24 protein-coding genes and 1 pseudogene are annotated in these 23,098 nt (G+C 47.7%); 16 read left to right on the top strand and 9 right to left on the bottom strand.

Translation table 11 applies throughout. From position 1 onward, the window contains the following. The first annotated feature begins 232 nt into the window (after positions 1-232). The 3 genes from B9A14_RS16255 to thiM all read left to right on the top strand — a co-directional run bounded on the left by B9A14_RS16255 (position 233) and on the right by thiM (position 3,576). Positions 233-1,252 carry a polysaccharide deacetylase family protein gene (locus tag B9A14_RS16255; protein ID WP_084666857.1) on the top strand — a complete coding sequence of 340 codons (1,020 nt, stop codon included), beginning with the start codon at positions 233-235 and terminating at the stop codon, positions 1,250-1,252. A 205-nt stretch (positions 1,253-1,457) separates the two neighbouring features. Next, positions 1,458-2,681, top strand: a complete 1,224-nt coding sequence (locus tag B9A14_RS16250; RefSeq protein ID WP_084666856.1) for a S8 family peptidase — start codon at positions 1,458-1,460, stop codon at positions 2,679-2,681. 85 nt (positions 2,682-2,766) lie between these two features. After that, positions 2,767-3,576, top strand: coding sequence for a hydroxyethylthiazole kinase (gene thiM, locus B9A14_RS16245; protein ID WP_084666855.1), 810 nt, complete (start codon positions 2,767-2,769; stop codon positions 3,574-3,576). Between the two features lie 58 nt (positions 3,577-3,634). Here thiM and B9A14_RS16240 read toward each other — a convergent pair whose 3' ends face one another. The 4 genes from B9A14_RS16240 to B9A14_RS16225 all read right to left on the bottom strand — a co-directional run bounded on the left by B9A14_RS16240 (position 3,635) and on the right by B9A14_RS16225 (position 6,622). Then, positions 3,635-5,137, bottom strand: coding sequence for a bifunctional diguanylate cyclase/phosphohydrolase (locus B9A14_RS16240; RefSeq protein ID WP_172839193.1), 1,503 nt, complete (start codon positions 5,135-5,137; stop codon positions 3,635-3,637). 251 nt (positions 5,138-5,388) lie between these two features. Further along, entirely contained in the window at positions 5,389-5,520 is a 132-nt protein-coding gene (locus B9A14_RS16235; protein WP_084666853.1) for a cyclic lactone autoinducer peptide, read from the bottom strand. After that, positions 5,517-6,158, bottom strand: a complete 642-nt coding sequence (locus B9A14_RS16230) for an accessory gene regulator ArgB-like protein (protein WP_084666852.1) — start codon at positions 6,156-6,158, stop codon at positions 5,517-5,519. The genes B9A14_RS16235 and B9A14_RS16230 overlap by 4 nt, the downstream gene beginning before the upstream one ends. After that, positions 6,152-6,622 (bottom strand): hypothetical protein, encoded by a 471-nt coding sequence (locus B9A14_RS16225; RefSeq protein WP_084666851.1) that lies wholly within the window; start codon positions 6,620-6,622, stop codon positions 6,152-6,154. Before B9A14_RS16225 ends, B9A14_RS16230 begins: the two co-directional genes overlap by 7 nt. Before the next feature lie 206 nt (positions 6,623-6,828). Here B9A14_RS16225 and B9A14_RS16220 point away from each other — a divergent pair, with 206 nt between their 5' ends. The 4 genes from B9A14_RS16220 to B9A14_RS16205 all read left to right on the top strand — a co-directional run bounded on the left by B9A14_RS16220 (position 6,829) and on the right by B9A14_RS16205 (position 10,365). After that, a complete protein-coding gene (locus B9A14_RS16220; protein WP_084666850.1) occupies positions 6,829-7,923 on the top strand; it encodes a D-alanine--D-alanine ligase family protein in 1,095 nt (364 codons plus the stop codon). 67 nt (positions 7,924-7,990) lie between these two features. After that, positions 7,991-8,500 (top strand): copper chaperone Copz family protein, encoded by a 510-nt coding sequence (locus B9A14_RS16215; protein WP_084666849.1) that lies wholly within the window; start codon positions 7,991-7,993, stop codon positions 8,498-8,500. 4 nt (positions 8,501-8,504) lie between these two features. Continuing rightward, complete coding sequence (locus B9A14_RS16210) at positions 8,505-9,755, top strand: DUF763 domain-containing protein (RefSeq protein ID WP_084666848.1); 1,251 nt, start codon at positions 8,505-8,507, stop codon at positions 9,753-9,755. 70 nt (positions 9,756-9,825) lie between these two features. After that, positions 9,826-10,365 (top strand): hypothetical protein, encoded by a 540-nt coding sequence (locus B9A14_RS16205; protein WP_084666847.1) that lies wholly within the window; start codon positions 9,826-9,828, stop codon positions 10,363-10,365. Between the two features lie 136 nt (positions 10,366-10,501). On the opposite strand, the gene hcp is transcribed toward B9A14_RS16205, so the two are convergent. Then, positions 10,502-11,785: a hydroxylamine reductase gene (hcp, locus tag B9A14_RS16200; RefSeq protein ID WP_084666846.1), complete on the bottom strand. Its 1,284-nt coding sequence runs from the start codon at positions 11,783-11,785 to the stop codon at positions 10,502-10,504. 331 nt (positions 11,786-12,116) lie between these two features. Beyond that, entirely contained in the window at positions 12,117-13,397 is a 1,281-nt protein-coding gene (locus B9A14_RS16195) for an IS110 family RNA-guided transposase (protein WP_084664592.1), read from the bottom strand. 289 nt (positions 13,398-13,686) lie between these two features. Between B9A14_RS16195 and accD the strand changes: the two genes are divergently transcribed. Next, positions 13,687-14,538 carry an acetyl-CoA carboxylase, carboxyltransferase subunit beta gene (gene accD / locus B9A14_RS16190; protein ID WP_084666845.1) on the top strand — a complete coding sequence of 284 codons (852 nt, stop codon included), beginning with the start codon at positions 13,687-13,689 and terminating at the stop codon, positions 14,536-14,538. After that, positions 14,525-15,472, top strand: a complete 948-nt coding sequence (locus B9A14_RS16185; protein ID WP_084666844.1) for an acetyl-CoA carboxylase carboxyltransferase subunit alpha — start codon at positions 14,525-14,527, stop codon at positions 15,470-15,472. Before accD ends, B9A14_RS16185 begins: the two co-directional genes overlap by 14 nt. A 9-nt stretch (positions 15,473-15,481) precedes the next feature. Here B9A14_RS16185 and B9A14_RS16180 read toward each other — a convergent pair whose 3' ends face one another. Further along, complete coding sequence (locus B9A14_RS16180; RefSeq protein ID WP_157109992.1) at positions 15,482-16,123, bottom strand: HD domain-containing protein; 642 nt, start codon at positions 16,121-16,123, stop codon at positions 15,482-15,484. 144 nt (positions 16,124-16,267) lie between these two features. Further along, positions 16,268-16,669, bottom strand: a complete 402-nt coding sequence (locus B9A14_RS16175) for a secondary thiamine-phosphate synthase enzyme YjbQ (protein ID WP_084666843.1) — start codon at positions 16,667-16,669, stop codon at positions 16,268-16,270. Positions 16,670-16,788: 119 nt separating this feature from the next. On the opposite strand from B9A14_RS16175, the gene B9A14_RS16170 reads away from it, so the two are divergent. From B9A14_RS16170 to B9A14_RS16150, 5 genes are all read left to right on the top strand, one after another. Next, positions 16,789-17,544, top strand: a complete 756-nt coding sequence (locus B9A14_RS16170) for a tRNA lysidine(34) synthetase (protein WP_084666842.1) — start codon at positions 16,789-16,791, stop codon at positions 17,542-17,544. A 247-nt stretch (positions 17,545-17,791) separates the two neighbouring features. Continuing rightward, entirely contained in the window at positions 17,792-18,637 is an 846-nt protein-coding gene (panC, locus tag B9A14_RS16165; RefSeq protein WP_084666841.1) for a pantoate--beta-alanine ligase, read from the top strand. A gap of 92 nt (positions 18,638-18,729) precedes the next feature. Further along, the gene (gene panD / locus B9A14_RS16160) at positions 18,730-19,080 is read left to right on the top strand and encodes an aspartate 1-decarboxylase (RefSeq protein WP_084666840.1); all 351 of its coding nucleotides are present in this window, start codon (positions 18,730-18,732) and stop codon (positions 19,078-19,080) included. Positions 19,081-19,214: 134 nt separating this feature from the next. Further along, entirely contained in the window at positions 19,215-20,201 is a 987-nt protein-coding gene (locus B9A14_RS16155; RefSeq protein ID WP_084666839.1) for a biotin--[acetyl-CoA-carboxylase] ligase, read from the top strand. 137 nt (positions 20,202-20,338) lie between these two features. Then, positions 20,339-20,890, top strand: coding sequence for a biotin transporter BioY (locus B9A14_RS16150; protein ID WP_084666838.1), 552 nt, complete (start codon positions 20,339-20,341; stop codon positions 20,888-20,890). Between the two features lie 51 nt (positions 20,891-20,941). Here the strand turns inward: B9A14_RS16150 and B9A14_RS18360 are convergent. Next, a pseudogene (locus B9A14_RS18360) lies at positions 20,942-21,094 on the bottom strand (GreA/GreB family elongation factor); the annotation flags it as partial. A gap of 214 nt (positions 21,095-21,308) precedes the next feature. On the opposite strand from B9A14_RS18360, the gene B9A14_RS16140 reads away from it, so the two are divergent. Continuing rightward, on the top strand, positions 21,309-22,076 hold the full coding sequence (locus B9A14_RS16140; RefSeq protein ID WP_084666836.1) for a type III pantothenate kinase: 768 nt from the start codon (positions 21,309-21,311) through the stop codon (positions 22,074-22,076). Beyond that, complete coding sequence (gene dusB, locus B9A14_RS16135) at positions 22,057-23,061, top strand: tRNA dihydrouridine synthase DusB (protein WP_084666835.1); 1,005 nt, start codon at positions 22,057-22,059, stop codon at positions 23,059-23,061. Before B9A14_RS16140 ends, dusB begins: the two co-directional genes overlap by 20 nt. The last annotated feature ends 37 nt before the right edge of the window (positions 23,062-23,098 follow it).

The raw sequence follows: 23,098 nt of genomic DNA, 5'->3' as shown, positions 1-23,098 counted from the left end.
TATCTCCGGGGCCGTAAAGCTTGACCGTTTTTAAGCTTGAAATTTGTTTTAACAGGCAGGTGCTTAAAACAGAACTTAGGGATAACCCGGGCTTTTTGTATCTTGGCTCTTTTTTAAGAACGTGGTAGAATATAGCCAACAGTCTACATTAGGGCCTTTCTTTTTTTACCCTAAGTCTACGATGCGGTCCGCTTGAGAAAAAATTGAATTCATAAGGAGAAAGAGAAAGTCTATGAAAAAATTCTATCCTGCCATAATATTTTGTGTTATAGCCTTTCTCCTTTTGGCCATCCAATATCGGGCCGTAGCCGCTCGTTACTCCAAAGTTAATCGCGCGAAGGCCGAGTACCGAAGCCATCTGGTATCCTCTACTTTAGTAACGTCTAATGTTCCTGAAAATATTATTCCTGCTGAAGTTCCTAGGGCTGGGAAAACTAATGGACAAGGGCCAGCTACCCCCGAAGGTCCGATATTGTACAGGGATAAGGTGGTGGCCTTAATATATCATCACTTTGCTTCCCCAGAGAGCGATGTTACCATTTCCCGTGAGCGTTTAGTGAGCCATTTGGAGCTTTTGGCTAGTAAAGGTTATCGGGTTATTACACTCGAGGACTTACTAAATTTTTTTGAAGGCCGTCCCCTTCCCCCTAACGCTGTACTTATAACGATAGATGATGGTTACAGTAGCGTTTACGAAGTAGCTTTTCCTGAACTAAGGTATCGTAAGATGCCGGCAGTAGTCTTTGTGATAGGAGCTTATATGGGAAAGACCATAAACAACTTACACCATTTTGGTTGGTTGGAAGCTAGGGAAATGGAAGGCCAAGGGATAGCCATCCATTCCCATACTTACAATCAACACCATTTTGGCCGGGGAAGGGATGGGGTGCTGCGTCCCTTTTTAGAGGGACCTTTGGCGGGGGAGACAGACCAAGACTTTGAGAAACGGGTTTTGCAAGATCTTACAAAAGCCAAACAGGAGTTAGAGAATAACCTAGGCCATACAATTTATGCCTTGGCCTGGCCTTACGGGCGGGCTAGCAGTAAAGCCCGGGATATAGCAGCCCGTCTGGGTTTTAAGCTTATATTTACCACCCAGTATGGAGTAATTACACGCCATAGTAATCCCTTAAATTTACCACGCATTAATGTAGGCTCGCCTAGAGTTACTGCTGCTGAGCTGGATCTCCTCCTCAGGCGGGTGGCGGGGGTAACCGAAAATACCCGCACTGCCGAAGGACGTAAACCTTAGGGTTACCCTTATGTTTTTTAAAAACCCTTCGGGTAAGTTTGAAAACTGGCGGGGGCTTAAAAGGTTTAAAAAGATATGTTAAAATTATCCTTGGAAGGTTAAGCCATGGATTTAAAGCTTTAACCTTGAATAATGCTTAAGGGTCTTGAAGGGGCCGGGAGAATAAGATTTTAAGTAGACTTCTGCTAGAAAGGAGTAGACAAAAATGCAGAAAAGTTTAATTAGAATACTTACGGGAGCAGGCGTTATTATATTTTTGTTCTTGTATTGGCTGGGGCCCTCCTTTAAAGGCATGGCGGCTCCCCGACCTTTCCTTCCGCCTAGGCCTCCAAATCAAGCTTCCTTTGGGGACCGAGTTCTGGTTAAATTCTTTTCTAATGTACCCCAGGACCAAATAGACAAGGTACATAGGGAGAATGGTGGGCGGGTAGTTGAATTTATCCCTGAATTGGGGGTACAAGTAGTAGAAGTACCTCAAGGCCAGGCAGCAGAGAAGGCAGCCAGTTATAGCCGCAACCCACATGTTGAGTTTGCGGAACCTGATTATATAGCCAGGGCTGTTTTTATACCTAATGATCCCTACTTCGCGAAACAATGGGGTATGACACAGATCCAGGGCCCGGAAGCTTGGGACCTGAGCACTGGAGACAAAGGAGTAGCCATAGCTATCCTAGACACTGGTATTGACCAAGACCATGAGGACCTGGCTGGCCAGGTGGTTGCCAATGTTAATTTTAGCAATAGCCGTACTGTTGATGATAGATTCGGCCATGGTACCCATGTGGCTGGCATAGCTTCAGCGGTTACCAATAATGCACTAGGGGTAGCTGGGCTAGGATATCGCACTGTTCTCTTTAACGTTAAAGTTTTGGGTGACGAAGGACAAGGTTTTTACAGTTGGGTGGCCCGGGGTATCCTTTGGGCCGCAGAAAACGGAGCCAAAGTGATCAATTTAAGCCTAGGAGGCACCCGTCCTTCTAAAGTCCTAGAGAGAGCTGTGGATTTTGCCTGGAGCAAGGGGGTTATAATAGTAGCCGCAGCAGGCAATGATAATACTTCTTCCCCCTTCTACCCGGCAGCCTATCCCAAGTGTATGGCTGTAGCGGCTACGGACCAAGAGGATACCCGGGCCTTCTTCTCTAACTATGGGTCTTGGGTAGACATTGCTGCCCCGGGTGTGGATATTTTCTCCACTACCCCTAACCATGATAATTACATTCACCAGTATGGGATAGCCTTAGGGTATGACTATTTATCAGGAACTTCCATGGCTAGCCCCCATGTAGCTGGTACAGCAGCCCTAGTATGGGCCCGGTATCCCTACTTGAAAAATGGAGAAGTGAGGTGGCGGATAGAAAGGGCTGTAGATCCTACTACAGGGTTTGACACCCCGGTAGGAAGGGTTAATGCCTACCGTGCCCTGCAGTAGAAGCTAAATAGCTAGCTTAAGTGGGTCTAACCTGCGCTCTCTAGCACCCTTGGAAAATATTAATAAATTAAGGAAGGAGACTTTAATGGACTGGGGAAAACGAGTAGCTTCTATTAGACAGAAGGTTAAGGAGGAGCGCCCTTTAATCCATCACATTACAAATGTAGTGGTCACTAACTTGACAGCTAACATTACCTTGGCAATGGGGGCCGCACCGGTTATGGCCTACTCCTTAAAGGAAGTGGCGGACATGGTGGGTTTGGCCCAGGCGCTAGTCTTAAATATGGGTACTCCTGATGATGTGTTGGTGGAGGCCATGCTCTTAGCCGGTAAGACAGCCAATAAAGCCGGTATACCTGTAATTTTTGATCCTGTAGGGGCAGGCGCCACACCCTACCGGACAGAGATCGCTCGAGAAATAGTACAAGAACTGCGTATAGATATTTTAAGGGGTAACTCTTCAGAGATAGCCTCTGTAGGCGGCTTGGGTGGCCGTACTAGAGGAGTAGATGCTACTGAGGTTTCCCTTGAACCGGCGGAGATGGCCCCTAAGGTAGCGCAAAAGCTAAATACAGTAGTAGTTGTAACAGGGGCGACAGACTACATAAGCGATGGCCAGCGCCTCCTGGCTGTGGATAATGGTCATCAAATGTTGAGCAGGGTTACGGGTACCGGGTGTTCGGCTACTACTGTTATTGCGGCTTTCCGAGCAGTAGAACCTGACGGGGTGGTGGCTAGCGCTGCGGCCCTGGCCTACTATGGCTTGGCAGCGGAGAAGGCGGGGAAAATTGCTCAAGGCCCGGGGAGCTTTCAAGAGGCCTTGTGGGATATGTTGTACAATTTGGAAGGGGAAGAGCTCGCTTATGGGGTAAGGATACGAGAACTTCGAAGCTAAGGAAATATCTTGCTAGGGAAGCCTATAGCGGAGTAGAAGTGGAGAGAAAGCGGACCTTTTAACTTTTTTCAGCCTGGTAAATTTCTTTTACAGCTTCTAGGAAGGGTTTCACTAGCTCGGGGTCGTAGAATACCCCAGCGTGTCGTTTTAACTCTTCACTTGCTTGTTCAAAGGTAAGGCCTTTCCGGTAAGGGCGATCAGTGGTCATAGCATCGAAGCTATCAGCTAGCCGTACGATGCGGGCCAATAACGGAATTTCTTTTCCCTTTAGGCCGTCCGGGTAGCCGGAGCCATCATAGTTTTCGTGATGATAGCGAAGTATAAGTGCTATTTTTTGGAAAAATATTAAAGGTTTAACCAGTTCACTTCCCCATATAGGATGGGTTTTCATAATCTCCCATTCTTTGTCATTTAAGGGTCCATTTTTATTAAGGAGATTGCTTTCGATTTCAATCTTTCCTAGGTCGTGAAGGTAGGAGCCATAACGTAGAGCATCTTTATCTTCTTCGGGAAGATTTAACTTTTCGGCGAGGGCCAGGGCATAAGACATGACCCTTTCCGAGTGGCCGTAGGTATATCTGTCCTTAGTATTAATAAGGGCTACTAAGGTTTGCAAGGTAGGGAAGGCTTCCTTAATTTTTAAGGCGCAGATCTCGCTTAAAATGGACTGGTAAAGGCGAGCCTTACCTTGGCTAGATTTGGCCCTGAACAGATCGTTTTCGGCAGCCCGGATAAGGGGTAAAGCTGTGTCGGCATCATCGGGGAAACTGGCGGAACCCATGGTTAAAGCGAAAGGCTTGGAAGGGGGCTCCAGATGGCTTTCTAGTAAGCACAAAGTAGCTGCCTGGGCGATCTTTTCTTTTAATTCTGTGGGCATTTTTAAAGCCCTTTCTTTTTCCTTACCAGGGAAGACCAGGGCGAACTCGTCGTTGGCATAACGGGCCGCGTAAAAAGGGGAGAGTAGCTCCTCTAGGAGCAATTTACCAATGGCAGCTAAAATTTCGTCTCCCTTCTGGTATCCATAGACAGCGTTATAGTATTTAAACTGATCTATGTCGAGGAGCACTACCGTAAGGGGCTGGCCTTTTTCCGCTGCTTCCTTTAAGGATAAGGCCAGCTTTTCTTGGAGGCAACGGTGGTTATAAAGCCCGGTGAGCTGGTCGTAATCGGCGAGCTGCAACAATTCTTTTTGAGCCCGGCGTTCTACCTCCATCAATCCTCCCATAAGCCAGGAGAGCAAGATTATCACAGAGCTCACAATAACATCGGTTTGAAACACTTCCGGAGGAAAGTGAAGGTAGAGCCTGTAATCCAGAAAGAAAAGCAATCCCGAGGCTAGGATGGCTCCGATGGTCCCCATAGCCTTACCAAAGGCGGTGGCAGCGATTATAGCGGGGACCAGGATGAGGACCTTGGCGCCATAAAAGTTATGGCTAACCCATAAGAAAATGAAGGTCAGCGGGAAGACCACCAGAAGAAGGAGTATTTCATCTAATCTAGATGGCCCTAAGGGTAGGATTTTGGGCAATATCTTGCGGGCGGTATATACTGTTATTCCCAAGGCAGAAATGACAAATGCGAATACTAGTGCCACCGGTAAGCCTGAGCCTAAGGGTAGGTTATAAAAACTAAAAATAATCATTAGGAAGATTAAAAGAGAGCTAATATGTGTAACTATAACATATTCTGAGATCTCGGTTGCTCTTTTATGTTCCCATGGGCGCATCGTTTAGCTCTCCTCCGGTCACCACCCGCGTACTTTCTGTTTGGTTCGGGTACCGGGCGGGGCGAACCGGTACCCCTTTACTTAAGTTACTTCCTTAGGGCCTTGGGGACTTCCGGCTGATACCAGAAGAATGCACAAGTTGGTTTAACACCTACAGCGGCGGCCAAGGCCAAGAAAGAAAATATGGTGGGGAGCAGGCGGTAGACCAGGCGTTTCATCCTCCCAGGACCTCCCTTTGATTTAAACTAAAAAGCTTATCTATAGTAGTGGCTAAGCCTTGCCCCGCGCGGGTTAAGCTGAAGGCTTGCCACCAGACCCCTAAACTTATGGCCCACACTAAAGAAGAAGGACCCCTTAAGGCTAATATTCCTACCTGCGAAAAAGTGATGAGGAAGAAAAAGATTATAGAAAGCCGGCGCATTTTCTTGCGCTCCTTTGAGGTAAGGGGTTTACTAGGCGAATCTACTGGAGCAAGGAATAAAAAAGGAAGGAAAGCGAGCCCTGCCCCCATAAGGACTAAAAGAAGCAAACCAGAAGGAGGAAGCAAAGGGGCTAAAAAGGAAGAAAATTTTCCTATGGATCCGGCGACGAGCATACCCAAGATATTACAGGTCAAAGGGGAGCGGCTATGGGCCCCGCCAGAAAACAAACGTAAGATGCCTGCGGCGGCGGTGGCAGCCAGGGCTGGCCCCAGGCAATCTAAAAATAGGCCTACGATAACCACAGAGAAGAGGTTTGCCGCGCTATAAGTAATTATTTGCAGCCCGTACAAGGCTACCTCTTCCTGCGCCGGGCTTAAACCTAGCTTATCCCTTAAATAAGCCACAGCCGGCCGGGTTAAGTTAAGCCTTAGCAAATTAACCCCTTCTTTTGGTTATAATAATTTTTCCCTAGGGCCACAACTAGTAAGGTTATCTCGCCCGGGAGGGCGAAGGCTGCCCTTAAGAAGGGATTAGTAAAGGCATAAGTATACGGAATCCCTGTTAAGTTTAAGAGGGGCTTAGTGTAGAGTAATTCAGAAATAGCCAATATAGTAAAGCAAACTAACCCTGCCAGAAAAATCCTACTTAGGGGCTGCCGGGTGAAAAGCCTGGTATAGAGAACAAGGGAGAATAGCAAAAGGACAGAATGCATCCCGAAAGCAATCGGAAGGTGGCGCACTAAATTAGTTAAAGCTTGCAATAAAGCTATGTAAATAATCCTCTTATCCCGCAGCTTAAGGCCTAGAATACTAAAGACAAGCAAACTCATTGCAAGGCTTTCTGGAAAATCTTGCAAGAAAAGAGCATATATAGCAGCCGGGAAGGTTTCTTTAACCATATCTCCTACCTCTATTTTGTGGCTCGCTCATAAGAAATTCAATTCGACAGCAACGTTTTTTCTCCTGCTAGTATAGGAAAAACTTGCTTCTTTAAGGTAAAAAATGTGAGGATTCTACTTAGGCCCTGTACAGGTCTGTATCCTTTAAGTTACAATAAAACTGCAGAATAAATTTAAATGCACATAGAGTTTAAGGAGTGCCGCCTGTGTTACGCATCCTTTTCCTTTTTAACGCTGTGGCGGCTAAAGACCGTCAGGGCGCTTACAGCGACTGCCTTTCCTGGGATGTAGCTCGCCTGATCTATAAAGCTTTACTAGAAAGTGGCCATAAAGTTTTCCCTTTAAATCTCCGTAGTCCCCGGCAACTGGATAAATACTTGGCTAGGATACCCTTACCCCATTTAGCCTTTGTCCTGGCTGAAGGTTTCTTAAAGGAGCCGCGTACCCTGTATGATGGTACAGGGGCAGCCGCCGTCCGTACCTTATTACAGCATTATGGTATTCCTGCTAGCCACTCCCCTGTGGGTGTCATGGAGATATGCCGGCACAAAAACTTAACTTATGAAGTTCTAGCTAACCATAGCTTTCCCATACCCCGATATGTGCTTGTGGAACTTAGCCAGGATAATTGGGTAGAACAGCTAGAGGAGGCTATAGAAAGAATAGGCTTTCCCCTTTTTGTTAAACCCAACGGTGGAGGTAATAGCTTAGGCATCGATGAGGATTCCCTTAGTTTTAATTATCAAGACCTAAAGCGCAAAGTTCTGTCCCTAAAGCAAACTTTAGGTGAGGTACCTATACTGGTGGAAGAATACCTTCCTGGCCAGGAGGTGACAGTGGGCATCATCGGCCAGAGCCCTTGTTACGTTTTACCTCCCTTGGCTTTCTTAGAAAGCCAAATTAGAACCATATCCGTCAAAAAGGGAAAAGCCCAGTATTCTCCTATCCTGGCTGGGGAAGAGCTATACCATTACCTTGCCGATTTAGCAGGCCGGGTATTTTCCTGCCTGGGGGCCAGGGATGCCCTGCGCCTAGATCTGCGTGCAGGTAGCCAGGGTAATTTTTATATCATTGACGTTAATGGCACCCCCTCCCTTAACCCGACCTCTTCCCTGATGGCCATGGGGGCATCCATAGGGCTTAAATTTACCCAGCTTATTAATTTCCTTCTATACCAGGCTTTATTAAATTACGGGCTTCCCCCAGGGGCTCGCCTGGAGGAAATGGTTGCCCAAGTTTTAAACCAACTTTATCCTTACCGCTGGGAGGGAGAAAGGATATTAGCCGAGGCCTGTACTTAAGCAAAATTTTACCTTAAAGAAGCAGGAATACCTATAAAAATATAAACTCTTTAGGAGGCTAAAGTAGATGGCCAACTGTTGTGAGTGTTACCCTCAAGAGATTAGCCAACAAGCCTGCCCAGTTTGTGGTACCCCAGGGTTTAAGGTAAAACATGTAACGGTTAAAAGCTTAGTAGCGGGGGAAAAGGCTTCTAAGGTTAAAGAAGTCAATTATTTTCTATGCCCCAACAAAAAATGCGAGATAGTATATTTTTCTCCTGATGATAAAACTTACTTCCTTAAAACAGATCTACGGGTACGCGTATGGCTTAAGGATGATGGCCTAGATGTACCCCTCTGCTATTGTCAGGAAGTCACGCGGAAGGATATCTTGGAGGCCTTAGCTTCAGGTTGCCCTGTGGATGTAAAAGCGGTTATGGAGTGTACTGGAGCAGGTCGAGGGGGTAATTGCTTGTACCGGAATCCAACTGGCCGTTGCTGCCATCCTGCCCTGGAAGAATTTATCGCCCGGCAGAAAGAAAGCCAAAGGGAAACAGAAGCGGCTATAGGGTGGGGAGTTTCTTCCGGAGGGAAGTGATGACTTGCGGACAGGGGTAGCTAGCCTTCCTTTGCATGGGGGGCATTGCCCGCCTTGGCTTTTTGAACGTATGAAACGCCTGGCTGTAGCTATCATAGAGGTGATAGTCCAAGAATTTGGCCCGCAAGAAGTACTACGCCGGTTAAGCGATCCCTTTTGGTTTCAGGCCTTTGGCTGTGTACTGGGGTTTGACTGGCATTCATCTGGACTAACCACTACTGTTTGTGGCGCCCTTAAGGAAGGACTACGGGGTAGAGAAAAGGATGTAGGACTTATCATCGCTGGAGGTAAAGGCCGCACCTCCCGGCAGGCGCCTTCGGAGATCGCGGCGGCTGCTGATAAGCATGCCCTCACCTTAGATCCAGGATATCTTATTTTTGCTAGCCGGATGGCGGCTAAAGTGGATAATACTGCCCTCCAGGATGGGTACCAGCTTTATCACCACGTCTTCGTTTTTACCTTCGATGGCCAGTGGGCTGTAGTTCAACAAGGTATGAATGAAGCTACCCGCCTGGCCCGGCGCTACCATTGGTTGGGGGAAAGGCTTAAAGATTTTGTATGCGATCCCCATGCTGCAGTATGCTGTGACCAAAAAGGGTTCGCTTTAAATCTAGTGGCTAGGGAGAGCGAACAGGCTCGCCAGGTGGTAACGGAACTGGCTAGGGAGAAGCCAGAAAAGGTAGTAAAGGAGTATCGCCGAATCCTAGAAAGACTTCCCTCGAATTCAGAGAAGGTTCTACTTGAAACGCCAGCGCTCCTAAACCGGGAGTGCCCTTTAGGGGAAGCTAAGGGGGTATTTTCTGGCGGACCTGGGGGTTTAGAACTTCCAGGTGATGGGCAACTAACCCTTTGGGATACTGTGGAGTATACTTCCCAATTTAACCAACCGGCCCTACTACAACTCCCTTGGAGGCATGATCTCCCCCGGGCTGAATACTTAAACCAAGCCCTCCTTAAGCTATACGCTAGCCAGCCTGTTGATTTTATTTCTGTGCTAGGGATAGAAGGTATAGGGCCTAAAACCTTGCGGGCTTTAGCCCTGGTGTCAGAGGTAGCCTTTGGAGCTCCAGCCAGTTTTCGAGATCCCGTAAAGTATAGTTTTAGCCATGGTGGCAAAGACGGTCACCCCTATCCTGTAGACCGCCGGCTGTATGACCGATCTATCGCTATACTAGAGAAAGCCTTAACCGAAGCCAAAGTGGGTCGGAGTGAAAAGATGGACGCACTACGCCGCCTGGCGCATTTAGCACGTTGACTTTTTTATAAATTGAGCAATAAATGTCCAAGCTGGTTGTGGTAAAATACTGGTAAGGGGAGGGAAAGGAGTGGCTAGCGTGCCGGAAGATGTCAAAGAAGAAATTGAACACAGTAAAAAAGAGATTGCCGCTGGGGAAGAGAGGTTGGTAGACTTTGGGTTTTATCTTCTCGTAGACCGGATAGCTACATTAAAGACTGATTTGCAGAAGCAGATAGCGGAGGTCAAGGAAGGCTTACGCCAGGAGATGAAGCAGGAGATAAACGGCTTACGCCAGGAGATGAAGCAAGAGATAAACGGCTTACGCCAGGAGATGAAGCAAGAGATAAATGGCTTACGCCAGGAGATGAAGCAGGAGATAAATGGCTTACGCCAGGAGATGAAGCAGGAGATAAATGGCTTACACCAAGAGATGAAGCAAGAGACAAATGGCCTACGCCAAGAGATGAAGCAAGAGATTAGTAACTTGCGCCAAGAATTAAAAGAAGATATTAGACATATTGATGGGAAGCTTAATAATACTTTGTGGGCGGCGGTCGGTACATTTTTTGCCGTTTTAATAGGTGCGGCTGGTATCGTATATGCAATATACCAGACAGCTTTAAAATAGTACCATTTTTGTTTTTATAAATGGTTATTTAGTCCCTGGCTAAAAATAGAGGAGCTAATTCACCTAAAAGGGGGCTGTTGGTAAATCAAGCCCCCTTTAACTATTTATTTTACCTTGAAAGGTTTAACCTAAAGATTTAACCTAAAATAGCCTTAAGATCTTCTTCCGGAGTAGTAATTAGCTGGAGGTTAAACTTATCTTGTAGTATCTTCAGTACATTGGGCGAAATGAAGGCAGGAGCTGAAGGACCTATACGGATATTCCTAACTCCCAGATGGAAGAGGGTAAGAAGTATGGCCACGGCCTTCTGCTCAAACCAGGAGAGCACAAGGCTTAAGGGTAATTCGTTCACGCTACAGCTAAAGGCCTGGGCCAAGGCTAAAGCCACTTGGATAGCAGAATACGCATTGTTGCACTGGCCCATATCGAGGAGGCGAGGAATACCCTCGATCTCGCCCAGGTCCAGATAGTTGAAGCGATACTTCCCGCATCCTAGGGTTAGGACTACACAGTCCCGGGGTACTTTCTGGACGAATTCCGTATAGTAACTGCGCCCCTTTTTGGCCCCATCACAGCCACCCACCAAGAAGAAGTGGCGGATTTTGCCGGCTTTAACTAGAGAGATAATTTTATCAGCCAACCCTAAGACTGCTGTATGGTGGAAACCGGTGGTTATGGTTTTACCTTCTTTTTCCGGCAGGGGAGGTAAGGACTTGGCCTTTTCAATTACCGGGGTAAAATCCCGGTTTTTGATGTGGGTTACCCCGGGCAAACCGGCCACTCCGCAGGTGAACATGCGGTCCTTATAGGTGTCTTTAGGTGTAAGCACACAGTTAGTGGTACCCAAGATGGCCCCTGGAAACTCCTCAAACTCGCTACGCTGATTCTGCCAAGCTGTACCGTAATTTCCTACAAGGTGAGGGAATTTCTTTAATTCGGGGTAAGCATGGGCCGGGAGCATTTCGCCATGGGTATATACGTTCACCCCTGTACCCTCTGTCTGCTTTAAAAGTTCGTAGAGATCCAAAAGATCATGGCCAGTAACTAAAATTCCGGGGCCAGCCTTGGTCCCTGTGGAGACTTGAGTAGGTGTGGGGGCACCGAAACGTTCTACATGGGCCTTGTCCAGGAGCTCCATGGCTTTAAGGTTCATGGCCCCGCATTTGAGGAGGAGTTCTAGATGCCTATCCATATCAAAGTCCACATTAGTCAAAGTGGCAAATAAGGCTTCTTCCATAAAAGAATCTATCTCTTCATCATAATAACCTAGTTCCCGCGCATGGAAGGAATAAGCTGCTATACCTTTAACTCCCAAAATAAGGGTATCTTGGAGGCTTGATAAATCTTCGTTTTTGCCACAGACACCTACCTTAGTGCAACCGGTTCCTCCGGCTGTCTGTTCGCACTGGTAACAGAACATATTTTTCCCTCCTATCTCAATTTTTTGCTTAAATCTCCCTCTATCTCTCGCTCTCTTAGATTTTCAAGTTTTTCATCCTCCATCTAAGAAACGAGAGAGAAGGGTTAAAAATTACCATGGGTATTTTTGAGTATTTTTTATCCTAAGGTTTTGGGTGGACCCTCACCTTAAAATTCGCCCCCAGGCTACCCTATCATTTCTCGCAGGGTCTTGCCCTTTCATTCCTTCGTCCTGCCTTAAGGGGGCGGGTGGGGCCTGCCTTTACTTAATTACAGGGTCTATGCCCTTATGGAGGGATTTGGCTTCCCCCACCCAAAACCTCCCTAGCTCTTTAAGCTACTTTCTTTAGTTGTTCTTCCCGGTATTTCCCTAATACTTTGCTGGCATCATATTCCTTCTTCTGGGTAATAAGGGTAAACATCACCCGCACTAGCTTTAAAGCCACAGCTACTAGAGCCTGCTTCCTCGTTAAAGGATTTTCCGGCCTCTTTAGGAAATAGTGATATAGCGCTTTAAATTCTTTGTTCTTAGCCACTAGAATAAGGCTCGCCTGGTAAAGTAGATTCCTTAGCCCCGGCCGACCCCTCTTGGATATGGTGGTCTTGGCCTTCTGTTTCTTCCCCGATTTCTGGGCCGTTAGGTTATAACCAGCTAGTTTCCGTATCTGTCTCCAGTGCTGGTATTTCGCTGGGTCACCTATCTCCCCTAAAAAGCCTGCCGCTGTTACTACCCCTACCCCAGGAATGCTTAAAAGATAATTCGCTAAACCTGTCTCCTCTAGGTATCGCCCCATGGCTTCCTCTGTCTTCCTTATTTGACCTTGGTAAAACTCGATTTCTTCCAAGCAGGCTTGAAGTTTGACTTTAGCCCCTTCTAGCCCTTCTTTAACACCTATGCTCTTTTCTGCTGCTTGCCTTAGAGCAAGAGCCCTCTTTATCCCTACTCTACTGTTCGAGGCTTGTTTTAGCCCTTCTTCTAGTTCTTCTAACTTTAGGCTTAATATGTCCTTAGGAAAGGGACAGTTCCTTAAGACCCACTGGGCTGCCTTGCCTAAAAGACTCTTAAATACTTCCATTAGCTCGGGAAAATATTCATCTACTATGGCTTTAAGCTGGCAGAGGGCAGCGTTAAGTTTTTTGTGTTCCTGCTGCCGGGTAATATAAAGGGTCCTCAGTTCTGCATATATCCCTTCCGGTAAAATGCAGTGCAAGAATTTGCCCTCTTTTACCAGTTGGGCTATAAGGCCTGCATCCTTGCGGTCGTTCTTGTCTTGGCTATTGTCTTCCATCTCTTTGCTGTTTTTAACGTGATAAGGATTTACAATTACTACAGTGTAACCTGCCTCTTTTAGGAAATAGGCTAGAGGTTTCCAGTAGTGTCCTGTGGGTTCCATGCCTATAATGATACGTTCCGCCTTCTCTTTCTCCTTGGCTTCGCTTATTTTCCCTAGTAGACGGCAGAAACCTTCTCTGCTATTATGAAAGTAGAACGGTTTTACTACGTCGATACCCATGCTGTTATATATCCGGGCGTAATGGTTTTTCTTAGCTACATCCACTCCCACGATCAGCACGTTGCCATAAACTAAGGCTTTCTTTTCGGCCTTTTGCATCGCTTGCTCGCCTCCTGGTATCTGAGGTTTTGTCGTTCAATTCCTTTCTACCAGGAGGCTTTCTTATTGGCAACGGCTATCCTAAATCATTACAGGAATGCTTAAACAAGCTTTTGTAACTCCCGGCCTTCCATTAGGAAAGGATAGAGGGATTCTGGATCAAAGTCTGTGATTTAGCTCACAATTTATAAGGTTTTTAGAGGGGGCTTATAGCTGGTCGAGAAGGCATATGCTATAATTTAACAGTAGGTATTAAGATTAACTAATAGCAGGAGGCTATAAAAATTTCATGTTTCCAGGCCTTAAGAAAACCAGGTATATAGAACTAGATACCCAAAGGTATTTTCAGGAGCACCCCTTCGAGAAATGCCCGTCCTGTAAGGAGATACTGGTGCAAAAGCAGCTATGGGATAACCTTAAGGTTTGCCCGCGCTGTGAATATCATTTCCGGTTGACGGCTGCTGAGCGCTTAAGTCAGGTAGTAGATGAGGGTACTTTCCAGGAATGGGATGCGGATCTTTCTTCCCGCGATCCTCTTTCCTTTCCTGGGTACCTGGAGAAGCTTAAAGAGGCCCGGGAAGCTACGGGTCTTAAAGAGGCTGTAGTTACCGGGTATGGTGAGATAGAAGGAGAGCCTGCAGCTCTAGCAGTTATGGATAGTCACTTTATGATGGGGAGTATGGGAATAGTGGTAGGGGAGAAGATAGCCCGGGCCATAGAGGTAGCTTTAGAGCGGCGCCTTCCCTTCATAGCCTTCTGTGCTTCCGGGGGAGCCCGCATGCAAGAAGGGATGCTTTCCCTTTTGCAGATGGCTAAGATTTCGGCCCTCCTCAACAAGTTAAGCCAGGCCCGGCTATTATACATAAGTGTGCTTACCGACCCCACCACTGGAGGAGTGACGGCTAGTTTTGCTTCCTTAGGGGATATTATCCTGGCTGAACCCGGGGCCCTTATATGTTTTACTGGCCCGCGGGTTATCGAGCAAACCATTGGTCAGAAGTTGCCCGACGGCTTCCAGCGGGCCGAGTTTATGCTGGCTAAGGGCTTCGTAGACCTTATAGTGCCTAGAAAGAATATGAAGGCTACCTTGGCCAGACTTTTAAGACTCCATCCACGAGGGGATAGAAGTGCTCGTTTATGAACGCGATTTTGCTGAACTTAAGACTAAAGTTGATGAGCTAGAAGCCTTTTGCCAGGAACGCCATATAGATTTAACTTCTGAAATAAAGCTTTTACGCGAGAGGATCAGGATGCTTGAGGAAGAAATTTACCAGAATTTGAGCGCCTTTGAGCGAGTCCACTTGGCCCGTCTCCCCGAAAGACCAGGGGCCATGGACTATATCCAGGCCATCTTTCCAGACTTCTTAGAACTCCATGGAGATCGTTCCTTCGGGGATGATCCTAGTATAGTAGGGGGACTGGCCACCCTAGAAGGTGTACCGGTTACGGTTATAGGTAACCGGCGGGGGAATGATACTAAAGAAAATATGAAATATAATTTCGGGATGGCCCATCCCGAAGGTTACCGTAAAGCCCGGAGGCTTATGCAGCAGGCGGAGAAATTTGGAAGGCCTATTATCACTCTGGTAGATACCCCAGGCGCTTATCCAGGAACCGGGGCGGAAGAGCGTGGCCAGGGCGAAGCCATCGCCCAGAACCTTTTTATTATGAGCGCCTTAAAGGTCCCTATAATAACTATTATCATAGGGCAAGGGGGGAGCGGTGGGGCTTTAGCCCTGGCGGTAGCTGACCGGATCTTGATGCTCGAAAATGCTTTCTTTAGCGTGATTTCCCCTGAAGGCTGCGCTAGCATCCTTTTTAAGGATCCTAGCCGGGCGCGGGAGGCAGCCGAGGCCTTAAAACTTACGGCCCGGGATCTATATGAGCTAAATTTAATCGATGAGATAATCCTGGAACCCTTAGGTGGTGCTCACCGAGATAAAACAGGCATGGCGGAGAGGATTAAGGAGAGGCTGGTATATCACCTTAAGGAGCTATTACCAAAACAACCGGAAGAGCTAGTAAGCTCCCGGGTAGCTCGTTACCGCCGGGTGGGTTGGGATTTTATCTTGTAAAGGCTTCTCCTAAAGGTTTTGACTTAAGCGTTTTGCCGTTTCCGTATAGAAATCGTTAAGGAGTATAGAGTTTCTAGCTTCTGGCTCAGGTGCGGCAAGTTGTAGCTTGGCGAGCTTCCTGGCGTCCTGGACTACGGCCCAAGCGGGATCACCTGGATTTTTGTTGCGGGAAACCAATACCCCCATCACCCGCTGGGCCAATTCTTCGTCTATACCCACAGAGGCCATAATCCTTTCTGCCTCCTCTACATCATATAAGAGGCAGGCGGCTATGGCTACCAGGGGCTCTACCCCTTCCTCCCGGGCGATTTTTTCCGCGAAGGAAGCTGCCTGAAGGGCCATAGTTAGTACTTCTTTTTGGTTTAATAGTTTTTTGCGCGTTTCTACTTCTAGCTTGTCGCGAAGCACCCGGGGCTGCCTCTGATAGACTTGAGCCAAAGGCCCTAAGCATTTGCTAGCATAGGAACACCACGCGGCACATCCGGGATCGAAACGAGGATTCTTTACATATTGTCGGCAGTGGGGGCAGCGTACAGTAACGTCATCCTTCCAGAATTCTATTAATTTACCGCAGTGCGGGCAGGGTTCTTCGAAAATATCCTCTGGCTTCCAGTACCTACGGTCCTGGCCTGGGCAACGCCCGATGCTCATGGTGGTTCCTCCCTACTTCGCTACTTAGCTTCCTTAAAAACCTTCTTGCGCCTTTTATACCAGGGTGGGTACCTTTATTTTAAAAGCTCTCTAGCCAGGAAGCTATGATATATATCACACTTTTAACTTGGGGAACCTACATCTTTATACTAAAGAAGCCAGGAAAGATACCAAGACCTGGCGACGGCGGGGCCCGTCGAATTCAGCAAAATAGATGGCCTGCCAGGTACCGAGCTGCAACCGGCCCTGGGAGATGGGTACTATTACTGAAGAACCTGTAAGTACAGCTTTAATATGGGCATCGCTATTCCCTTCTAGGTGTTGGTAGTCCCCTCGCTGGGGAACTAGGCGAGACAGAGTAGCCATAATATCGCGGGCAACATCTGGGTCCGCATTTTCATTGATGGTAATTCCAGCTGTAGTATGGGGGACGAAGAGGAGACAAGCACCAGAATTTATTTTTTGTTGGCTAATTAAAGCTTGTACCTGGGAAGTAATGTTTATAAGTTCTACCCGCTGATGGGACTGCACAGTTAGCTGAAACATAAGTTTTACCTCCTTTAGGCTAGTTAATACTTATGGCATGGGGTCTATAATCTTATTTTAACAACCCTCAAATGTAAGGCGAGTGCTCATATTATTTTCTTTAAGGAGAAGGACTTAGAATGGAGGCTACCCAAGCCCTAACCCAGTATAAGATAAAACGGAGCTACGGGAAATGGTTTTTGAGTAAAGTTAAGCGGGCCATCCAGCGCTATGAGATGATTAAGCCCCAAGACAAGATATTGGTAGGTGCATCTGGCGGAAAGGATAGTTCGGCCCTCCTTTATATTCTCTGGCTCCTTAAAAATTTTTCACCCTTGGAATTTGAATTTGAGGCTGTCTTCCTGGATCTAGGCTGGGGCCTGGATCCCGCACCCCTTGCGGGTTTTTGCCGGGAGCATGGGATACCTTTCCACGTGGAACCTACCGTCATTAAAGCAATAGTCTTTGACTATCGGAGGGAGGAGCACCCTTGCGCCCTTTGTTCTCACCTCCGGCGCGGTGCCCTCAATAAGGTAGCCCTTCGCTTAGGATGCAATAAGGTGGCCTTGGGGCATCATTTGGATGATCTCCTGGAAACCTTTCTTTTAAATTGGCTATACAACGGGCGTTTTTCTACCTTTCTACCTGCCACTTATTTAACCCAGAGCGGGCTTACGGTCATTCGCCCCCTTATTTACCTCCGGGAAGCCACTGTAGAAGCTTTGACCAGAAAAGAAAACCTGCCTGTGCTAACCAATCCTTGTCCAGCTGCGGGCCATACCCGGCGAAAGGAGATTAAGGAGCTGGTAAAATTTTTAGCCACGAAATACCCTTACATACGGGAGCGTTTCCTCACAGCCTGGGAGGCTGCTAACGGGAAACTTGAAGTCTTATAGGAAGTTGTATAGGAAGTTGGAGAAAATTGTTGCTTATTAATCCTTTAGTGTGGTACACTGAAAAGCGCAGGTGAAACCTTTAAAGGGGTTTACACTGTGCAACCTTTACCCCTTCAAACTAGATTTTCCGCTTGGATCCTTAAGGGACCGAGACGGGATTAAAAAATAAGGCGTACTAAAAATATGCCTTCTAGATGTCCCGTCTGGAAGGCATTTTTAATTTTAGGGTAGGGAGGTAAGAAAAGGGATGGAGTTGTTTAAGACTATACCTCAGGTCCGCCAATGGGTAAAGGCTCAAAGGCAACAGGGAAAGAGCATAGGCCTAGTCCCCACTATGGGTTACCTTCATGAGGGACACTTGACCTTAGTCCGCCGGGCTAAAGATCTTTGCGATGCTGTAATTATGAGCATCTTTGTAAACCCTACCCAGTTCGGACCCCAGGAAGACTACGAACGATATCCCCGCGACCTGGAACGGGATCTCAGGTTGGCCCAGGAGGTAGGGGTGGACGCGGTTTTCGCTCCAGAAGTAGAGGAGATGTATCCACCAGGCTATGCTACTTATGTGGAAGTAGAAGGGCTTACCGAAGTGCTTTGTGGTGCTTCCCGGCCTGGGCATTTCCGGGGTGTGGCTACTATAGTGACCAAGCTTTTTAATATTGTACAACCTGATAAAGCATTTTTTGGTCTTAAGGATTACCAACAGGCTATGGTTATTAAACGTATGGTGCAGGACTTGAATATCCCGGTGGAGATCGTCACCGTTCCTACGGTAAGGGAAGAGGATGGGCTGGCTTTAAGTTCCAGAAACAAGTATTTAACTCCAGAGGAACGTAGGCAAGCCTTAAGTTTATATAGGGCGCTAAAGTTGGGGGAAGGGCTCATTCGCCAGGGGGAACGGCAGGCATCCAAAGTACGAGAAGCTATGGCTAAGGAGATTCTTAGCCAACCCTTGGCCAGGATCGATTATGTAAGTATCAATGATGCAGAGACCTTAAACCCCTTGGAGGAGATTTCCGGCAAGGTATTACTTGCGGTAGCTGTATGGATAGGCTCCACCAGGCTTATTGATAATCTGGTGGTAGAAGTATAAGAGACAGGGACTGTGGGAAGCCAGGCCTGTGGAGGGGCCGGGAGGCCCCGGCGAAGAAGGAATCTTGTTGTAAAGGAGGGGTAATTCCCACCATGTGGCGTGTTATGATGAAATCCAAGATCCACCGGGCCACAGTTACCGAGGCCAACCTCCATTATATAGGAAGCATCACCATCGATAGCGAGCTTTTAGAAGCTGCAGATATCCTTCCCCATGAAAAGGTACAAGTGGTAAACGTTAATAACGGTGCTCGGTTGGAGACCTATGCTATTCCTGGTGAGAGAGGTAGCGGAGTTATTTGCGTAAATGGGGCCGCGGCTCGCCTGGTGCAGCCTGGGGATATTGTGATAATTATCTCCTATGGCGTATACACCGATGAAGAAGCCCGGCACCTTAAACCCCGGGTAGTTTTCGTGGATGCCCATAACAAACCCCTGCCTTAAGCCCGTTTTTGGCGTCTGCAATTCTAGCTGGCGCATCTAGTCTGGCGAAAGCAAGGCAGGCTTAATCTATCAATTGTTAACCATAGGAAGCAAAAATAGTTGACAATAAGCCCTGGGTATAATATACTATTACCATGACCAAAGAAAAGAGTAAACAACAAGTATTAGAGGAGCTCCGGAAAAGAAAGGGTGAATATGTTTCCGGGGAAGAGCTCAGCCGTCGCCTGGGCTTAAGCAGGACCGCCATATGGAAACATATTAAAGCTTTACGGCGCGACGGTTACCAGATCAGCGCTTGTACCCGGCGCGGTTATACTCTTCTCTGTATTCCTGATAGGCTGTATCCTGAGGAAGTTACAGCCGGCCTTAAAACCACTTGGCTGGGGCGACCTTTTTATTATTACGAAGAAGTAGGTTCCACCAATCAAGTGGCCAAGGACTTGGCGGAGCAAGGAGCACCCCACGGAGCCGCTGTACTGGCTGAGGGGCAGACCAGCGGCCGGGGGCGCCTGGGCCGTGGGTGGCTGTCACCCGCCGGAAAGGGCATCTGGCTTTCCCTTGTCTTACGTCCTCGGGTGGCACCCTGGCAGCTTCCTCAGCTTAGCCTGTTGGCCGCCGTAGGCGTAGCTTCGGCAATAAAGGAGATCACTGGGTTAGAGGTAGGTATAAAATGGCCCAATGATATTTTAAGTAGGGGCAAGAAGTTATGTGGCATCCTCACAGAGATGCGTGCTGAAGTTGAGATTACCCAGTATGTGATCTTAGGAATCGGCCTTAACGTAAATCTAGATATAGAGGATTTCACGCGCGACCTTTGGCCTTTAGCTACTTCTCTAAAACTAGAGTTAGGATGGGAAGTACCCAGGCTTCCCCTTTTGCAATCCCTCCTTTATCACCTGGAAGGTTGGTACCAGATTTGGGAAAAAGAAGGGTTTGTCCCCGTTAGGGAATCCTGGAAAAAAGCCAGTGTAACCTTAGGCCGCCTGGTTAAGGTGGAAGCGGGCAACGAAGTATATGAGGGCCGAGCTATAGATATAGATGGGGAAGGGAGGCTCCTGGTGGAGGGTGCTGACCATACCTTGCGGCGTTTTACTTATGGGGAGGTAACTCTAAGGATCTAGGTACCATGCCTGCTTCTGTTCAGGCTTTATTTAAGTGATTAACAAAACTTAATTGGTTTCTTAAAGCACATATTAGTAAGAAAGAATAAGAGATTATAAAAGGCTCTTTAAACAAAGTTTAAATAGGAGTGGATAGTATGCGCACAAAAGAATTAACTATAGCAGCCCTTTTTGCCGGGATTATGGCTGTTTTGGCCCAGGTAGCTATCCCCCTTCCTTTTTCGCCAGTACCCATAACGGGCCAAATTTTAGGTTTATTTTTAACTGGCGCCCTCTTGGGTAGGCGGCTGGGGACTTTGGCTGTTTTACTTTACCTGATTTTAGGGGCCATAGGGCTTCCCGTTTTTGCCCGGGGTGGTGCGGGAATAGCTCGCCTGCTGGGCCCCACAGGCGGGTATCTCTGGGGATTCCTAATAGGTGTTTATCTGCTAGGATGGGTAGTAGATAAGGGAAATAAATTCACCTTCCTTCGCGCAGCCGGAGGGATGCTCCTTTGTCTAGTGGTGGTTTATATATTAGGTGCTCTCCAATTGGCCTATCTGATGCATTTACCTTGGCAGAAGGCCCTTCTTCTAGGAGTAGTTCCTTTCTTACCCCTGGATATGGTTAAGCTCCTCTTAGCCAGTGTTTTAAGCGTAAAGCTCCGCCGGATCTTAAAGCAGGCTGGTCTCCTTTCTTTTCCCCATTAGGTTTAAAGCGCTCTTTCGCTGACTAGCCGCGGATTAGGTAGGTTTTGCGGATTAAAAAATTGTCACCTCATCTCCGGTCTTCTTTAACAGTAACGCTCTTCCCATTGGTGACAAATATGATATATCGCCACTTTCTACATCGATATCAAAAGGACTTACTATACGAAAGTGGCTAATTTCCTGGGTATCCAGATTCTCCACTTCAACTTCGCTGCAACAGTTAAATTTTTTTACATTGCCCCCGGAGTAGAGAAAAAATTATACTTAAATATTCCTGAAGAAGTGCTTCTTGTCGTAGCTTGCCAGTAATGTTAGAATGAAACCGTGGTGTAAAGTAGGCTGGCAATAAACTCAAAGCTTAAAATTAAAACCCCTAGATAGGGGGTTTTAATTTATATACTAAGACGGGGGAGAGAACATGCTTTTAGCTATAGATGTAGGTAACACTAATATCGTATGCGGCGTGTACCGGGGTAAGGAGCTAGTTTGCCACTGGAGAATGGCTACTGATCCCCGTAAAACAACAGATGAATACACCTTGTCGTGGTATCACTTCTGCCAGTACCATGGGCTTATACCCAAAGATATAAAGGACGTGGCCCTAGCTTCCGTAGTACCCATGTTGACCCAGAGCCTGGTAGAAGCAGCCGAAGAGCTTTTTGGTACTAAGCCCCTAGTCATCGGGCCAGGGGTGAAGACAGGGATGCCTATCCGGTTCGATAATCCCCGGGAGATCGGAGCCGACCGTATTGTAAACGGCGTGGCGGCTTATGAGCTATACGGGGGACCGGCCATCGTGGTAGATTTCGGTACAGCTACTACCTTTGATGCTATTTCAGCCAATGGCGAGTATCTGGGCGGGGCCATTGCTCCTGGCATCGGTATCTCTACAGACGCCCTTTTTTACCACGCTGCCAAACTGCCTCGGGTGGAGCTGATAAGGCCGCGCAGTATCATCGGTAAGAACACTATTGCCTGTATGCAGGCGGGCATCATGTACGGATTCATAGGTCAGGTGGAAGGTATTGTCCAGCGCATGAAGGTTGAGCTGGGAGGAGATCCCATAGTGGTCGCCACCGGAGGTTTAGCTGATCTTATTGCCCCGGAGACGCCGATCATTGATAGAGTTAATCCCTGGCTCACCCTGGAGGGGATACGTATAGTTTATGAACGTAACAGGGCATAACCGGGTACACATTACTCTACAACTGGGTAACTTAAGCCTTAGCCCTCCAGTGCTGGCTGCTCCCATGGCGGGATTCACGGATAAAGTTTTCCGAAAGCTTTTAAGGGAAGCCGGTGCAGCCCTTACCTATACCGAGATGATCAGCGCCCAGGGGCTTTATTACCAGAATAAAGCTACCTGGGCGTTATTGGATTTAAAAGGAGAGGAAGGACGGGTAGCCGTCCAACTTTTTGGTCGGGAGCCTGAAATACTGGCTTGGGCAGCTAAAGAGGCTGTTCGGGCAGGGGCGGCCTTAATAGATATTAATATGGGTTGTCCTGTCCCTAAAGTTGTCCGTAACGGGGAAGGAGCAGCCCTAATGAGGGATCCCCTCCGGGCCCAGGCCATAGTAACCGCTGTAGCAGAAGCTATCTCTCCTGTGCCGGTTACGGTTAAGATGCGCAAAGGCTGGGATGGAACAGAAGTCAACGCTGTGGAAGTCGCCCAAAAAGTAGCTGAAGCCGGTGCCCGAGCTGTAACTATACACGGACGCACCCGGGACCAGTTTTATAGCGGAGTAGCTGACTGGGGAATCATAAAGCAGGTCAAGGAAGCCATAGATATTCCCGTTATAGGTAATGGAGATATTTTTACCCCCGAGGATGCCCTGCGTATGCTTGAGTTTACAGGGTGCGATGGGGTAATGATCGGTCGGGGGGCCTTGGGGAATCCTTGGATTTTTGGCCGGATCCGTGTCCTCTTATCTGGCCAACCCCTTCCTCCGCCCCCTACTCCGGGGGAGAGACTGGATATGGCCTTAAGGCACTTGAGATCTGCTATAGAAGCCAGGGGAGAAGAGCGCGGGGTTAAGGAGATGCGGAAACACTTAAGTTATTATTTGAAGGGATTGCCCCATGCCGCCCGTATCCGGGAAGCTATAAATAGGGAAGCAAGCTTCCTGGGGCTTGTCCAAATTTTGGAAGAGTATAAGCGTTACTTAGGGTAGGTAAGGTTTAGGGAGCATGGCCTTATTTATTGTCGTA

The sequence above is a fragment of the Thermanaeromonas toyohensis ToBE genome (assembly GCF_900176005.1).
Lineage (GTDB): Bacteria > Bacillota > DSM-521 > Neomoorellales > Neomoorellaceae > Thermanaeromonas > Thermanaeromonas toyohensis.
The sequence above is the reverse complement of the archived record's forward strand: the minus strand, read 5'-3'. Positions and strand labels throughout refer to the sequence as shown.

Bases quoted from the DNA above. Each gene is read 5' to 3' on its own strand.
- B9A14_RS16155 (WP_084666839.1), top strand. From the start codon at position 19,215: ATGACCAAAGAAAAGAGTAAACAACAAGTATTAGAGGAGCTCCGGAAA.
- B9A14_RS16170 (WP_084666842.1), top strand. From the start codon at position 16,789: ATGGAGGCTACCCAAGCCCTAACCCAGTATAAGATAAAACGGAGCTAC.
- thiM (WP_084666855.1), top strand. From the start codon at position 2,767: ATGGACTGGGGAAAACGAGTAGCTTCTATTAGACAGAAGGTTAAGGAG.
- B9A14_RS16215 (WP_084666849.1), top strand. From the start codon at position 7,991: ATGGCCAACTGTTGTGAGTGTTACCCTCAAGAGATTAGCCAACAAGCC.
- dusB (WP_084666835.1), top strand. From the start codon at position 22,057: ATGAACGTAACAGGGCATAACCGGGTACACATTACTCTACAACTGGGT.
- panD (WP_084666840.1), top strand. From the start codon at position 18,730: ATGTGGCGTGTTATGATGAAATCCAAGATCCACCGGGCCACAGTTACC.
- B9A14_RS16225 (WP_084666851.1), bottom strand. From the start codon at position 6,622: ATGGTTAAAGAAACCTTCCCGGCTGCTATATATGCTCTTTTCTTGCAA.
- panC (WP_084666841.1), top strand. From the start codon at position 17,792: ATGGAGTTGTTTAAGACTATACCTCAGGTCCGCCAATGGGTAAAGGCT.
- B9A14_RS16180 (WP_157109992.1), bottom strand. From the start codon at position 16,123: ATGAGCATCGGGCGTTGCCCAGGCCAGGACCGTAGGTACTGGAAGCCA.
- B9A14_RS16250 (WP_084666856.1), top strand. From the start codon at position 1,458: ATGCAGAAAAGTTTAATTAGAATACTTACGGGAGCAGGCGTTATTATA.
- B9A14_RS16140 (WP_084666836.1), top strand. From the start codon at position 21,309: ATGCTTTTAGCTATAGATGTAGGTAACACTAATATCGTATGCGGCGTG.
- B9A14_RS16255 (WP_084666857.1), top strand. From the start codon at position 233: ATGAAAAAATTCTATCCTGCCATAATATTTTGTGTTATAGCCTTTCTC.
- B9A14_RS16150 (WP_084666838.1), top strand. From the start codon at position 20,339: ATGCGCACAAAAGAATTAACTATAGCAGCCCTTTTTGCCGGGATTATG.
- B9A14_RS16195 (WP_084664592.1), bottom strand. From the start codon at position 13,397: ATGCAAAAGGCCGAAAAGAAAGCCTTAGTTTATGGCAACGTGCTGATC.
- B9A14_RS16235 (WP_084666853.1), bottom strand. From the start codon at position 5,520: ATGAAACGCCTGGTCTACCGCCTGCTCCCCACCATATTTTCTTTCTTG.
- hcp (WP_084666846.1), bottom strand. From the start codon at position 11,785: ATGTTCTGTTACCAGTGCGAACAGACAGCCGGAGGAACCGGTTGCACT.
- accD (WP_084666845.1), top strand. From the start codon at position 13,687: ATGTTTCCAGGCCTTAAGAAAACCAGGTATATAGAACTAGATACCCAA.
- B9A14_RS16175 (WP_084666843.1), bottom strand. From the start codon at position 16,669: ATGTTTCAGCTAACTGTGCAGTCCCATCAGCGGGTAGAACTTATAAAC.